Origin of the sequence: Bacillus cereus group sp. Sample62 (genome assembly GCF_036851315.1) — a bacterium.
Classification (GTDB): Bacteria; Bacillota; Bacilli; order Bacillales; family Bacillaceae_G; genus Bacillus_A; species Bacillus_A wiedmannii.
On sequence record NZ_JAFLPK010000001.1, the window covers coordinates 973,244 to 988,691 of the forward strand.

The window sequence follows — 15,448 nt, forward strand, 5'->3', positions numbered from 1 at the left end:
TAAAAACATACATGAAAATAGATATGATCCAAATGGAGGAAAGCACATGGAAAAATTAATATTACAACAATTGGAATCCCATCTGTGGGAATCGGCGAATATAATGCGAGGGAGTATTGATTCTTCCGATTATAAGAACTACATATTTGGGTTACTATTCCTAAAACGTTTGAATGATGTATTTGTAGAAACAGCCAAGCGTATAGAAGAGGAAGAAGGAGATGACTACGGTTGGACTGACCGTGATGAGCATCAGTTCTTTGTTCCAGAAGGTGCAAGATGGGAAGATATTCGTTCTAAAACACAAGATATTGGTGACGCCATTAATAAAGCATTCGAGAAACTAGAAGAAGAAAACGTATCACTACAAGGGGTACTAGCAAACATCGATTTCAATGATAAAGAGAAGTTGCCGGATAGTCTATTATTACAACTGATTCAACATTTCTCTAAAATCGATTTAAGCAATGCGAGCTTATCAGAGCCCGATATGCTTGGTCGTGCATATGAGTATCTTATTAAGCAGTTTGCAGATGATGCAGGGAAAAAAGGTGGGGAGTTCTATACGCCAAGTGAAGTAGTAGAACTTATTGTGAAATTGATTAAACCAGAAGAAGGAATGCGTGTGTATGACCCGACAGCAGGATCTGGCGGAATGCTTATTCAATCTGTGGATTACATTAAAGAAAAAGGAGGAGACTATCGTAATCTTATTCTGCATGGACAGGAAAGAAACCTTAATACATGGGCAATTTGTAAGATGAACCTATTATTACACGGATTAAGCGACCCACGCATTGAAAAAGGAGATACAATTCGTGAACCTAAGTTACTAGAGGAAGGCGAACTTGTTCTTTATGATCGTGTTATTGCTAATCCGCCTTTTAGTTTAAAGAATTGGGGACGTGAAGAGGCAGAAAGTGATGAATATGGTCGTTTTCGTTTTGGATTACCTCCAAAAAACGCAGGTGATTATGCATTTATACAGCATATGATTGCTACATTAAATCATGAAGGAAAAGCTGGAGTAGTTATGCCGCATGGTGTGTTATTCCGTGGTGGGACAGAAGGAAAGATTCGTACGGGAATTATCGAAGAGGACTTAGTTGAAGCGGTTATTGGTTTACCTTCAAATCTTTTCTACGGTACTGGTATCCCTGCGTGCATCTTACTGCTAAATCGAAACAAAGAGGAACATAAAAAGGGTAAAGTATTCTTCTTAAACGGTGCAAACGACTATCAAGACGGAAAGAATCAGAACGTTCTTCGTGACCAAGACATTGAAAAGATTGTTAGTGCTTATGACAAGTGGGAAGAGCAAGAGAAGTATTGCCGTGTAGTATTACTTGGTGAAATAAAAGAAAACGAATATAACCTGAACATCGCTCGTTACATTAATACAACTGAGGCAGAGGAGCATATTGATGTAGAAGATGCAATAGCCAAACTCCGCCAACTGGAGCAAAAAAGGGAAGAAATTGAAGTAACGATGTATAGTTACTTAAAGGAGTTGGGTTTTGGTGAGTAAAATTAAGGCTACAAAAGGTAAGGAAATTCCTGAAGGATGGGAATATGTCAAAATTGAGGATGTCTTTCAAGCAATTGACGGTGATAGGGGGAAAAACTATCCAAATGAAAATGATTTCTTATCAAATGGACATTGCTTATTTTTAGATACCAAGAACGTTACAAAGAAAGGGTTCTCTTTTAAAAAAAGAAAGTTTATTAGTAATGAGAAAGATAATTCTTTAAGAAATGGGAAGTTAGTTAGAAATGATATTGTAATGACATCAAGAGGTACAATAGGAAATATATCTCTGTATGATGAATCAGTACCATTTAAAAATGTGCGTATTAATTCTGCAATGCTTATTTTACGCCCAAAAAATGAGGGCATATGTAATAAATATTGGATTCAATTATTAAGGGGAAAAGTATTAGAGGAATTTATTCGAAAAGTAAAAGTTGGAAGTGCTCAACCACATATCACAAAAAAAAGCTTGAATAGCTTGAAAGTGTTAATACCTAAATGTATAGAGGAACAACAAAAAATTGCACACATCCTTACCTCAGTTGATGATGCTATTGAAAAAACAGAAGCTATTATTGAGCAAACAGAAGAAGTGAAAAAGGGATTAATGCAGCAACTTTTTACAAGGGGGGTTGGACATACAAAGTTTAAGAAAACAGAGATTGGGGAGATTCCTGAGGAGTGGGAAGTACATGAGTTGGGTGAAGTTACTAGTATCACACGTTTAGCAGGTGCAGAGTATTCAGACTTATGGGAAACAAGAGAGAATGGTGAAATAATTTCTTTGCGAGGATTTAACATTGGAAACAATGAATTAGTCCGACTTGAAGAAGTTGAACGTATTAGTGAATCTCTGTCTGAGCGGTTAATTCGTTCTAAACTATTTGAAGGAGATGTAGTCTTCCCTTGTGTTGGTACTATTGGTAAAGCTGCGGTGATAAGAGAAGCTAACAAATATCATATTAACCAAAATATAGCTAAGATCACAGGACATGACAAGTTAGAACCTGACTATATAGCTTATTTCCTTATGAGTGATATTACACTAAAGCAAATAATAAAGTACAATACTTCTAGTTCACAGCCAAATGTTTTAGTAGGAAACCTGCGGAAATTTGTTATATCAACCCCACCTTTGGAAGAGCAGAGAAAAATTGTAGATATTTTTATAAACGTAGACAAAAAAATAAAAAATGAACACCAAAAGCATGAGCAGTTTAAACAAGTGAAAGCGGGGCTTATGCAGTCGCTCCTTACAGGAAAAATCCGTGTAAAGGTCGATGAACCTGAGGTGAAACAAGTATGACTTACTCTGCTAAATGGAATGAGAAACAGCTTGTTGAAAACCGCATGATTACACAATTGAAAAAACTGGACTATGAACATTTTCATGGTCCTTCTCTTGATTCAGAACGAGAATCAAGAGGTGAAATCATATTAAAAGAACGCTTAAGTAAAGCTATCTTGCGACTAAACCCTTGGCTTTCCGATACAAACCTTGCAAAGGTCATGCGATCTATCACTCATATTGAATCAAGTAGTTTAATGGAAGCAAATCAAAAATTCCACGAAATGATAGTAAACATGATTTCTGTCCAACAAGACCTTGGTAAAGGAAAAAAGAACCAAACAGTAAAATTCATTGATTTCGAAAGACCTGAAAATAATGAGTTCCTTGTAGTAGATCAGTTTACGATTAGTAACGCAAAAGGAAATATTCGTCCTGATTTAGTTATTTTTGTTAATGGGTTACCGCTTGTTATTGTTGAATGTAAGAGCCCAATGCTATCTCCAGATGAACAAATTGGTGAAGGTGTACGTCAGTTACACCGATATCAAAAAAAACATGAGCAGCTATTTCACTACAATCAATTTATGATTGTAACGAGTAATGATCGTGCAAAAGCAGGAACGATAGGGGCAAAAGTACAGCACTATGGGGAATGGAAAGCCCCATATCCGAGAACTGTTGCAGAATTAGGTGTTTCTCCAACACCACAAGATATTTTAACGGCAGGAATGTTAACAAAAGAGAATTTACTAGATTTAATTCGTAATTTTATTGTATATGAGCCAGTAGATGGTCGGACAATTAAAAAGCTTGCTCGCTATCAGCAGTTCCGTGCAGTAAATAAGGCAATTGACCGTATTTTACGTGCAGAAGACAAGACGCAACGTGGCGGTGTTGTTTGGCATACGCAAGGAAGTGGGAAATCTTTAACGATGGTTTATCTTGCGGTAAAGCTAAGACAAGTTAAGGAACTTAAGAATCCTACTATTGTTGTGGTTACAGACCGCAAAGACTTGGATGATCAAATTACAAATACGTTCCGTCGATGTGGTTTCCCAAATCCGCAACAGGCAGAGTCAGTCGCACAATTAAGACAGTTGCTTGGACAAGGTACAGGTTCTACCATTATGACATTGGTACAAAAATTCCAAGAGGATGCGGAGACAAAAGAATTCAAGAACTTATCTACTGCAGAAAATATTTTTGTCATGATTGATGAATCTCACCGTTCTCAATATGGTGGATTAGCGACTACAATGAAAAGCGCTATGCCGAATGCTTGTTATTTAGCATTTACCGGTACACCGATTGATAAGGAAGATAAAAGTACAAATCGTACATTTGGACCATATATTGATAAGTATACAATTGAACAAGCAGTAGAAGATGGGGCAACATTACCGATTTTTTATGAAGGAAGAATGCCCGAGTTGCATGTGCAGGGAGATTCATTAGACGAATTGTTTGATCGACAATTCCGTGAGTACAGTGAAGAAGATCGAGAGCGTATTAAAAAGAAATATGCAACCGAACAAGCAATTATTTCATCTCAAAAACGAATTAAGCGTATTGTGCTAGATATGATTGAGCATTATGAAAAACATATTCAGCCAAATGGCTTCAAGGCACAAATTGTAGCGATTAGCCGTGAAGCGGCAGTTATGTATAAAGAGATGTTGGATGAATTAAGTAATTATGAATCAAAAGTTATTATGTCAGCAAGCCATAATGATGAGGAGCATCTCCAAAAACATCATTTATCAAAAGATGAAGAAAAAGATATAATTGCTCGTTTCAAAAAGCCAATGTCAGAGGATAATCTAAGTTTCTTAATTGTCTGTGATAAGCTACTGACAGGTTTTGATGCTCCAATCGAACAAGTTATGTATTTAGACAAGCCAATTAAAGAACATAATCTTTTGCAAGCTATTGCTCGTACAAATCGTACATATGATAAAAAGACTTATGGATTAATTGTCGATTATTACGGTGTTTCCAGATTTCTAGAACAAGCACTTGCTATTTTCAATAAAGAAGATGTACAAGGGGCTTTACAAAATATTGATACTGAAATACCAAGGTTACAATCTCGTCATCGTTCTGCTATGCGCTTTTTCGACTATATCTCGACAGATAATCTAGAAGCGTGCTTACAGGTGCTAGAACCAGAAGACGTACGAAATGAATTTGACACAGCATTTAAACGTTTTTCAGAAAGTATGGATATGGTAATGCCTAGCCCTAAGGCACATGATTACATAGTGGATTTAAAGTTTCTAGGTAAAGTACGACAAGCAGCAAAGTCTCGTTATCGTGTTGATGAGATGGATATTAGTGACTGTGGAGAAAAGGTGAAACAACTTATAGAAGAGCATCTTGCCGCAGTAGGAATTGCTGTTGTTCACGAACCAATTGATATTCTTTCAAATCGATTTGAAAAACAAATAGATGAAACGAAGACACCGGAAGGTAAAGCGGCTGAAATGGAGCATGCGATTCGCCATGAAATACGAGTTAAAATGGAAGAAAATCCAGTTTACTATACATCTTTAAAAGAGCGACTTGAAGAACTACTTCAAAGGCGTAAGGATCGACAGATGGATATCGACGAGTTGTTGGAAGAATATCGTAATATGGTAAATGATATGCGACAAGCAGCACAAAAGGGAGAAGAACACGGTTTTACTCGTGAGCAATATCCTTTTTATCAAATGTTGGAGAAAGAAATGCCTCCATATGATGATGCAGAGGATTTAAAAGCGTTAACTCATCTTATAACGGATGTTATTCAGCAAGAAGCACATATAGTGGAATGGACGAATAAAGAAGATGTGAAACGTGAAATGCGAAAGAAGATTAAGAAACAACTGCGTGTAAGTACTTGTCCAAAAGAAAAATTGGAGAGCTTAACACAGCAATTGATAGATTTAGCGACAGTACATTATAAGAAATAAAATGATAATATCAAAAGCCATCTCAAATGAGATGGCTTTTGATATTATTCCAATGTTAAAGTAGGACCGTTTACACGTAGCCACTCTTTACGCTGTTCATAATCTGGCAAGATAGAACGTACAAAATTCCAATAGTCATTATTGTGATTCATATATTTTAAATGTGCTAATTCATGCACGAGTACGTAATCTACAATGGACATTGGTGACATGACAATTCGCCAATTCAAATAGATATTCCCCTCAGATGTACAAGTCCCCCAACGCATTCTTTGCTCTTTTAGTTGTACATCATTAGGTGAAACGCCCATCTTAGCGCAGTATAGCTGTAAACGTGATTCTACCTTAGCTATACCGTGTTCAAGGTACCAAGTTTTAAACAACCCCAGTAATTGTCTCCTTTTTTCAGTCTCGTCTATCCCGGCTGGAACGCTTGCGATAAATTTTCCACGTACAAAGTTTAACTGTGATTTCTTTAGATCTTCTTCTCTATATACTTTTAATCGATAATTTCGTCCTAAATAAGAAAATTTTTCACCACTGACAAATTCCTTTGGCAAAGGAGGAGCAATTATTTCATTAACTTCTTTCATTTTTTGAAAGATAGTAGGTGCTTTCTTCCGTATAATTTCCTCAACTTGCTCATTAGTAATACCTGTCGGGACGATGAGCCGAATATCTTCCATCCATTCAACAATAATAGATACATCCTTTTTATCGTCGGCATATTCGATGTCATATTCAATAGCTGTAGTTCCATATTGAAAAGTCGGCATATTATAACTCCTTCCCATGCATATCATCATTTTACGGAATGCATTGTGATGTGGCAAATGTAATGTAATAATTTTTTTGGTGGATATATTAAATAAATGATATCGTTTTATTCATATGTTTTTTACTTGTTGATAGTTTGATAAAATAACAGTAATTGTAATTAATTGTAGCTATGGGGGATAAAGATGCTAGATAAAATAATGATTGGATTTATTAAAGTAAAACAGCGAATTACTCATATCATTGATAGTAAATGTAATTGGATTACGACGATAAAAAATAATGAAGTACATGTAGAAAGGGAAATTGGAATAGAAGAAGAGTTGGATTTAGAATTTAGTGTGAATGAGGAAGAGATCCAACAATTTTGGCGAGATTTAATAAATGTTCAATTAATTAATGTTGACGATTTTGTACGGGAAGAGGAGCGAAATGCCTTTCTTATATCGCTATTTGCAGAATTACCTTTTGTAAAGGTAACAAAAATTAATGGAGAAAGTGCAATTGCATTTGAAGACTTCAAAACCGATAACCTACCAAGTGAAAAATATGATAAAGTCATGCTCTTTTTAGAAGAGATAATAAATGGTACATATAATCCAAGTACGTTACGTGAACAAACGGATGAAAATTTATATAGTAGGAAGTCACGCGCGCGCCAGGATTTAAGATTGTTGGGCTTTTTGAATGAATCCCATGAAATGAATAAACTTCTATTAAGTGAATATGTTCAATCGAAGGATAAGAATGCTTACATCGCACAGCTAGTTTTAAAACAAGAATATTTCCGACATGCTTTATTTGTTCTTGGATTGCTAGAAAAATATTCAAAGGGTAAAAAGAAAGAAGCTCTAGTTGATTTTGGAATGACGATTGTCCGAAATTCATTAGGAGATAATTTGATGGTTGAATCAGTAGCGAGGCGGCGTACGAATAATTTACTAGATTGGCTTGAACAAGTAGGGCTGATTAATAATGAATGGATTCCATCTGAACAATACATAAAAAAGAGTGAAGAAAAGGGCGGTAATATGAGTAGTAGTTTACGTGAAGGCTTTTTAAAGATAATGAAAGAATATTTGGATGCAAAAACAGAAAAATTTGCAGGACATAAGTTAGGATTAACAGTCCGAAATGATATAGCAACAGAGATTATTCGTTTACCATTTATAAATGAGAAGCAGTACAGTGTGATAGGGTCAGTTGGAAAAGGGAATTGGGCAACAGTTCCGTGGATTGCGCTAATGCATAGAGATATTACAACATCGACACAGAGAGGTTATTATATCGTCTATTTATTTAGTGAAGATATGCAACGATTGTATTTGACCATTGGACAAGGTGTAACAGAAACGACTAAAGAAGAGATGCAAAAAATTAAAGAAGAGATTCGTGAACAAATACATATGTCCCAAAAGATGAAAAAAGATGATGAGATTTTCCTAGGGACAAGCCCAAAAGCGAAAGGATATGCGAATTCAACAGCAGCTTATATTGCGTACGATGTTAATAAAATGCCAAGTGAAGGTGAGTTAGTAGAGGACCTAGAAGAAATGCTTCGCTATTATGAGGGATTTATTGCTTATAAAGAGGAAGGAACGAAGTATGAAATGATTTATGAAAGGAAAGAAATGTATTTAGATCAGCAATCCATTATTGATCATGTGTCTTCTTATATTCAAAGTAAAGGTTTTTATTATGAGAAAAAGGATCTTATTAATTTCTTCCTTTCATTAAAGACGAAGCCGTTTGTGATTTTGTCAGGTATTTCAGGTACAGGAAAAACGAAAATTGTGCAGTGGTTTGCGGAGAGTTTAGGGGCTACGGAAGAGAATGGACAATTTACGCTTATTCCGGTTCGACCCGATTGGAGTGATAGCTCTGATTTACTCGGTTATGTGAATCTTCAAGGAGAGTTTCAAGAAAGACCGTTAATTAAAGTTCTTGAAAACGCAGAGGCAAATCCAAACAGACCTTATTTTGTAGTATTGGATGAGATGAATTTAGCTCGAGTGGAATACTACTTTAGTGATTTTTTAAGTGTAATTGAGAGCCGTAAATGGAAAGATGGAAAAATTGTTACGCCACCAGTACTTCCAGAATCAATTACGAATAAGCACATTACGATCCCATCAAATGTATATATTATCGGAACGGTAAACATGGACGAAACGACACATCCGTTAAGTAAAAAAGTATTAGATCGTGCGAATACAATTGAATTTAATACCGTTAACTTAGATTATTTTAATTTCTTAATGGACATGGAAGAGAAGGAAGCTGAAGTTGCTTCAAATCGCTCTTTAGAAACCGAGTATCTTCATCTAAAAGAATGCTTTAAAGAAAACGAAGATCTTGTGAGAAATATATCGAACGTTTTAATAAAAATAAATAAAATACTTGAATCAGTTGGAGCTCAAGTTGGGTATCGTATACGAGATGAAATTTGCTTCTATATGGCATATAACGAACAAGGGAAGTTATTAGCGTTCGATGAAGCGCTTGATTATCAAATATATCAAAAGATTTTACCGCGTCTTGCAGGAAGTGATGGAAGAACAGAAGAGGTATTAAAACAGTTGTATGTATTATGTACAAATGAAGAATATGATAGTGGCAACAATGAGGATTCATATGTTAAGTATCCTCGTTCTGCTAACAAGCTGTCTCATATGTTAAGGAGGTTCGAGTATGATGGTTTCACCTCTTTCTGGATCTAATAATGAGATAGAGCTAGTTAAGATTGAAACAGAGGAGCTATCATTGACGATTAAAGGAAATCCTTATCATGAAAAATATGAGAGTTTAAAAGAATATCACGCTATGAACGCAGATGAAATGATGTATTTTCATGTAGATGGGAAGACGGAATCCGTTTCTGTATTTGATGCAAGGTTGCAGGGGCTGGATGAATGGAATGAACATCCACCAATCTTTTTTGAAAATAGAAGTTATCAGCTTGTTGTTGTTTCGAAAAATAACAACAAGCTGTCCTTTTACCATGAACATCCGGGATTTCGAAAGCAAGTTAGTTCCATTCAAATGGGATCACTTCATGTGTTAATGGGAAATCTTTCGTTTCCGAATGAAGTAGGAAATACTACGTTTGAAATTAAAGATGATCAAGATACTTTATTAACTGTTACATTTGAAGTTTTCCCGGCAAAACTTGATTATAAGGATGATTACAGAGCCTTATTAGATGAAGTAAATGATGAAATTTATAATTTAGCGTTTCATTTACTAAAGAGAACTTACTTAGGAGCATCTGCAATTTACGCTACCAATCCATCGAAGAGTGAGTTTTATCGTATTTTAAGTGATTCCTTTGAGCGATTTATGAAGTCGATCTCTCATATTAAAAGACAACCGCATCATACGCTTATGACTAGGCATCAACTTGTACGAGGAGAAAAAATTCGTAAATTGGATTCTGTCGGAATGAACTATTTGCGAAAGCGACCACACTTGCTGCAAGGAGAAAACAATATACCGACTAAAGGCATTACAGCTTATAAGGGAGTTTCTTATGATACGCTGGAAAATCGATTTGTTAAATGGATGATTCAAAGAGTTATACATAAAATCGATGATTTACTTAAAGCGCTAGAGGAAAAGTCTAGATATACACGTGGTGAAACCGATGAAGATTTGCTGGAACGTGTAAAAAATATGAAGTATCGAATGAAAAATGAATTGAACGATCCATTTTGGAGAGAAATCGGAAAATTGGATCGCTCAGTCTTCTCACTCGTTATTCAAATGGCAGCAGGCTATAGAGATGCGTATCAAATTTTCTTAATGCTATCGCGAGGTTTAACATTACGAGGACAAATTTTTAAAATGTCGGTAAAGGATGTTGCAAGGTTATATGAATACTGGACGTATTTAAAACTTGGACAAATTCTATCTAAAAAATATATACCGCTCCATCAAGACGTTATTCAAGTTAAACAAGATGGTTTATACGTAACGCTTGATGAAAGTAAAACTGCGAAAAGAACGTTCAAACATCCAGTCACTGATGAAGTAATAGAACTTTATTTCCAGAAAAGAAACGGTAGACTGCCAACAGTTACACAAAAACCGGATACGATGCTCGCTATTGAGAAAAAGGGAAAGAACTATCAATATCAATACATTTTTGATGCGAAATACCGAATTGATTTTGCTGAAAGATCTCATTATAAAAGGAAATATGGCACCCCTGGTCCAATGGAAGAAGACATTAATACAATGCATCGTTACAGAGATGCATTAGTAGTGGAACAAGAGGGGCCTTTTGAGCGGACAGCTTACGGAGCGTACGTATTATTCCCGTGGAACCAAGAGGAAGCATACGAGAACCATCCATTTTATAAAAGTATAGAAAAAGTAAATATCGGTGGCTTCCCGTTCTTACCAAACTCAACAAGACTAGTCGAACAATTTCTAGACCATCTCATTGAAAAAAGCCCAGAAGAAATTATAAGAGAAGGTATCCTCCCAAGAGGAACAAAAGAAGAATGGCATTCCTCACTAGAAGAAAAAGTATTAGTGGGTAGCGTGAAAACTGAAAGTGACTATGAAACATATAGGAAAGAAGGCTTATATCAGTTACCAGTCACACAGCTAAAACCAGGATGGCAAGAAGCAAAGTACATAGCATTATATGCACCGAAAAAATGGCACGGAGAAAATGGCGGAATTCAATACGTAGCAAAAATCAAACACATTCAAATGCAACAAAACGATGAGTATGTACATTTCGAACTAGAGCCATGGAAAAAACTAGACTATCTCATCCGTCCAGTAGGATATGGAATTCAAACATACACCATAACAACTATGTCGTTATTAAAAGAAGTACAAGAACTCCCAGAACTCTTCATGAAATCAAAAGAAGAACGAACTCTTTGGAAAACGCTGCGTCGTTTTACGAAGCAAGTTAAGGTTGAGCTGGATCATCGTAATTTAGACGAGGCATCTTCTATTAAGAGTTATTATGTGCAGGATGTTCAGATTTGGGTTGATTATGAGAATGGGGTTGTTATGGTGGGGAGAGATGGGCGAGTTAAGGAAGTTCCTTTGGAGTTGGTTGTTGGTAGGGGTTCGGTGTTGTTTAGGGAAGTTTTAGAAGTGTTAAATGTTAGGGAATAGTGCTTAGATACGAGGGGATTAATGGGTAGGAACCAAGTTTATTTTTGTATGGAACAAGTGAGACGTTATGAACTGTTTTTACTTATTGGAGTTCATAATCTGCGGGATAATCGCAGATATATATATTGATCAATTTAAATGTATTATATTGGATAATATGGTGGACAACCTATTCAAAAAGTCTTTACAATAATGTAAAGACTTTTATATTACGTGGTGATAATAATGAAAAAAGCGTTTGATAGAGTTGGTAATCTTGTTCATGCGAAAGATGCTCATAAGGGCATTAATGGATATACATGCCCTTGCTGTAGGGAAGAAGTAACGAAGGCAGAGGGAGTAAGACAATCGGCTCATTTTCGTCATAGAGGTCGTCAGAAGAGGGAATATTGTGATTTATATGTACAAGGTTTAGGGAATTTTGATAGTTTTAATGACTATGCAACTAAAATGCGCATCCCATATATAACATTTGAAGAGAATGAAGATGATTGGGATTTTTATGCTAGGTTTCCTAAAATAAGAAGGGGACTTACAAGTATGTTTGAGGATTTCCAGCTATATTTTAATGTGACGTGTCTTGAAATGGGGTCTCAAATTTCAGCTATGAAGCTTAGGCATGATTCTGACAATAATAAAATGAAAGTTTCACCAAGGGATTCATACCATTTTGATATAGATGATAAGGAAGCCGCTAAGAAATTAGAATTACATTGGCCAATAAAAATCATTGGTTTTACAAGAGGAATATATATCTTCCGTTTTATTCATGGTGAATTTGTTCGAGTAGAGCAAGAATCTGTAACGATAAGTGATGTGTTTTATGTTGTGGCAAAACGAACAATCATATTTCCCGAGAAGATAATGGTACAAGAGTTGAAGTCTAAAAATGGATGGCTTGCCTATAGGATACAGTTACCTGAGGTGATGGATGATAGATTAATCAGCTCATTTTATAGAGAAACAGGGTATAGATTACAGAATCCATTTTATTATTTAGATTTATTAACACCGTCTATGTATGGAAGGAAGGACTATGCATATATGATTTATTCTAGTATGTGTAGTATGGCTATTACCTTTCAGATATTTCGAAAGAATGATTTTACAGTGGTCCATATAAGTCCTGATATGACATCAAAACAATACGGGAAATGTAAAGAAATAGTAGATGTTTCAAATTTGGAGCAAGGATTTCACACGTTTTACATAAAAAATCATGAGGGGAAAATGTTGAATTTATACGTAGATAGAAAAGCTAACCAGCATAGCGTTATTGAATATGAAGTCCCCTTTATAATTAATGGAGAGAATATAACCGTTTTTAAGGATAAAAAAATGAATATACAGGGGAGATTGAATATACCGGCTGATTACCCTCTTCCTTTATTGAAAAAAGAAATTGATAAATTTCCTTATGTTTTAAGCCGAAGTGTAAGTGATCATAATGTGAGTGAAGGTGAAAGGTTATATACACCAGGTGTATGGAGTGTTGAATTTGTAGGAAATGGGATAGATGACAATTTAGAAATAAATTGGTCAGATTTAATACTAGCATATTTAAAAATAGAAAGTACAAAAACATTTATTATTACAAATAAAAAATATCAGGGTCTTCTTAATTTAGTTGATACGATAGTGGACGAGAGTAAGAAAAAGAAATTGAAATTTTTTCTGACTATGTATCGTAATAGGGTTCCTAAAGATGTTAAAGATTTACTAGATCACATTTAAATCTTCTTGGAGGGGTTATATTGAAAGTTATCTTTGGTGCTATAGATTGGATAAATGAGAGGAAGCAAACGTTTATAAAAGTACTAGCAAAAGTACAGAATAATCACTTGTGTAGATTAGAAGATAGTATCGAGGAATTCCCAAACACAGGGAAAGTGTTTTATTACAAAGTACCATCAGATGCTTATAAAGGGAAATTAGGTTTTTATACGGTAGTTGAAAGTAATACCTATGATATTAATATACCAGTCTCTTCTAAGTATGTAGTTTCACAAGAAGCTTCTAATATTGGATACGTTGAAATTGTTAAGGTGGATTATTCTGTTGAAAGGCATGAACTAGAGCTCGTGTCTCTCATTAAGAATGGGATAGTGAAAACTCATGAATTCACTTCTAAAATAGTACTTTTAACTGCAGATGGGTATTTGATAGGCCCTTATTCACCAAAGCTTAACAAAGAAAATCAATGGATTGCCGAACTTAATGATAACGGGTTGTTGGATGTAAGAAAGAATAATGTTGATATCATTGAATATTATGATGTTAATTTTGGAGTTGAAAGATATTTTATTTCTACAGCTTTTATAAATACAAAAGTGGATCGTTATTTAGATTGTTCGAATAATGATAGGATAGTACGAGATGCTTTAAAAATATTGAAAGATGAGAAAGAGACCCATGAGATTACTAGGAAAATAACAAAGATGTTAGTTGATTTAGTTAGTGAAATTCCTGAAGAAGTAAGAAAAGGTCGTATTTCTCGAGCGGTTAATTTATTGCAAAATCATTTGATTTCACCAGAAGAGATGGAGCTATTTGAAAAAGAATTATTGCAATATGGACCGGTTATAAAAAAAATTAATGAAGAGGTAGATAAGGATTTAGTAGTAGCCCGAAAAAAAATAGAAAGTGATTATAAAAAAGTTATTAACGAAACAAAAAAATTAAAGCTTGAAAAAGAAAATTTAAAAGTAGAATTAAAGAATATGACAGATAAAAAAAATCGAATAGATGACCATATAAAAAAGGCTGAAGAGGCGTTGCAATTAAAGTTACGAGAGATGCAACAAAATGTGTATCAAACAATGTTGAATCTATTGCCTTTACCAATGACCTTGTCCACAGGCAATGAAGCAGAGTCTAGTGTTACTAATGTAAGAAGTTCACAATGGTTTGTTAGAGAGCAAGAAAAAGAAATTATGATAGATGGGATAGAAATACTAATTCGTAACATTATTACGAACTTAGAACGAATTCATGTGGAGAAGGAAAGGGCAGAGCTTATAGCATTAACTACTATCGGGGCCATTTTATTTAGAAATCCAATCATTATAGAAGGTGAAAATAGTTTTGATATAGCACAAATTCTAGGGTGGACAATTGCAGGTAACGATCATATTACTATTTTTCCTGATATAAAGGAGTATTCAAATGAGGTATTAACATCTTATTTTACCCAATATAATCGAATAGATAAGATTAAATCATTACATTTATCAAATATCGAGAGTTCATCTGCTGAGCTGTACATTCCTTCGTTTATTGATTACTGGAGTGTGTCAACAAATTGTAGATATCCTGAATTATTAATAGTTAGTATGAAAGATATAACGGAAGTAAGTAATGATTTTATAGGAAAGTTAAAATATGCTCCGGTTATTAATACAGATTCTATAGGAATAAAAGGCGAATTGCGCAAGGCACGCTTATTAGGAGAAATTAAGTTTGGCTTTATTTCAATAGAGGATTTTGTAGAGAATGAGCTATTAGTTGGGAAATCAAAAGCGTTTCGTGAATTTAAAGATGTGGTAGAAGAAATAGGTATGCAACCTAAAATGATTGTACATACATTTAAACAGTGGTTTTGTTTATTTGAGAAGGTAGATTGTGATGAGGAAATGATCATAAATTGGGTTTTACAAGTGTTTTTACAGAGGTATATTGATATAGAGCAGTTTAATTTTATTGCAGAGGAATTAGATGTGGAAGTGAGTGTATCTTTACCATAGGAGTTGTTTACTC

8 protein-coding genes are annotated in these 15,448 nt (G+C 34.8%); 7 read left to right on the forward strand and 1 reads right to left on the reverse strand.

The features are described 5' to 3' along the window. Positions 1–46: 46 nt before the first annotated feature. The 3 genes from J0835_RS04895 to J0835_RS04905 are packed head-to-tail and all read left to right on the forward strand — an operon-like array spanning position 47 to position 5,776. Positions 47–1,528, forward strand: coding sequence for a type I restriction-modification system subunit M (locus tag J0835_RS04895; RefSeq protein ID WP_087979616.1), 1,482 nt, complete (start codon positions 47–49; stop codon positions 1,526–1,528). Beyond that, positions 1,521–2,837 (forward strand): restriction endonuclease subunit S, encoded by a 1,317-nt coding sequence (locus J0835_RS04900; protein ID WP_176373320.1) that lies wholly within the window; start codon positions 1,521–1,523, stop codon positions 2,835–2,837. Before J0835_RS04895 ends, J0835_RS04900 begins: the two co-directional genes overlap by 8 nt. Then, a complete protein-coding gene (locus tag J0835_RS04905; RefSeq protein WP_087979618.1) occupies positions 2,834–5,776 on the forward strand; it encodes a type I restriction endonuclease subunit R in 2,943 nt (980 codons plus the stop codon). Before J0835_RS04900 ends, J0835_RS04905 begins: the two co-directional genes overlap by 4 nt. 44 nt (positions 5,777–5,820) lie before the next feature. Here the strand turns inward: J0835_RS04905 and J0835_RS04910 are convergent, their stop codons facing one another. After that, on the reverse strand, positions 5,821–6,552 hold the full coding sequence (locus J0835_RS04910; RefSeq protein ID WP_087979619.1) for a M48 family metallopeptidase: 732 nt from the start codon (positions 6,550–6,552) through the stop codon (positions 5,821–5,823). 186 nt (positions 6,553–6,738) lie between these two features. Between J0835_RS04910 and J0835_RS04915 the strand changes: the two genes are divergently transcribed. From J0835_RS04915 to J0835_RS04930, 4 genes are all read left to right on the forward strand, one after another. Continuing rightward, positions 6,739–9,273, forward strand: coding sequence for an MrcB family domain-containing protein (locus J0835_RS04915; RefSeq protein WP_087979620.1), 2,535 nt, complete (start codon positions 6,739–6,741; stop codon positions 9,271–9,273). Then, on the forward strand, positions 9,248–11,692 hold the full coding sequence (locus J0835_RS04920) for a restriction endonuclease-like protein (protein WP_140386689.1): 2,445 nt from the start codon (positions 9,248–9,250) through the stop codon (positions 11,690–11,692). The genes J0835_RS04915 and J0835_RS04920 overlap by 26 nt, the downstream gene beginning before the upstream one ends. Positions 11,693–11,917: 225 nt before the next feature. Next, complete coding sequence (locus J0835_RS04925) at positions 11,918–13,426, forward strand: hypothetical protein (protein WP_087979622.1); 1,509 nt, start codon at positions 11,918–11,920, stop codon at positions 13,424–13,426. Positions 13,427–13,446: 20 nt separating this feature from the next. Continuing rightward, on the forward strand, positions 13,447–15,435 hold the full coding sequence (locus J0835_RS04930) for a hypothetical protein (RefSeq protein ID WP_087979623.1): 1,989 nt from the start codon (positions 13,447–13,449) through the stop codon (positions 15,433–15,435). Positions 15,436–15,448 lie beyond the last annotated feature (13 nt).

Coding starts and splice junctions, on each gene's coding strand:
- J0835_RS04895 (WP_087979616.1), top strand. CDS start 47: ATGGAAAAATTAATATTACAACAATTGGAATCCCATCTGTGGGAATCG.
- J0835_RS04905 (WP_087979618.1), top strand. CDS start 2,834: ATGACTTACTCTGCTAAATGGAATGAGAAACAGCTTGTTGAAAACCGC.
- J0835_RS04910 (WP_087979619.1), bottom strand. CDS start 6,552: ATGCCGACTTTTCAATATGGAACTACAGCTATTGAATATGACATCGAA.
- J0835_RS04915 (WP_087979620.1), top strand. CDS start 6,739: ATGCTAGATAAAATAATGATTGGATTTATTAAAGTAAAACAGCGAATT.
- J0835_RS04920 (WP_140386689.1), top strand. CDS start 9,248: ATGGTTTCACCTCTTTCTGGATCTAATAATGAGATAGAGCTAGTTAAG.
- J0835_RS04925 (WP_087979622.1), top strand. CDS start 11,918: ATGAAAAAAGCGTTTGATAGAGTTGGTAATCTTGTTCATGCGAAAGAT.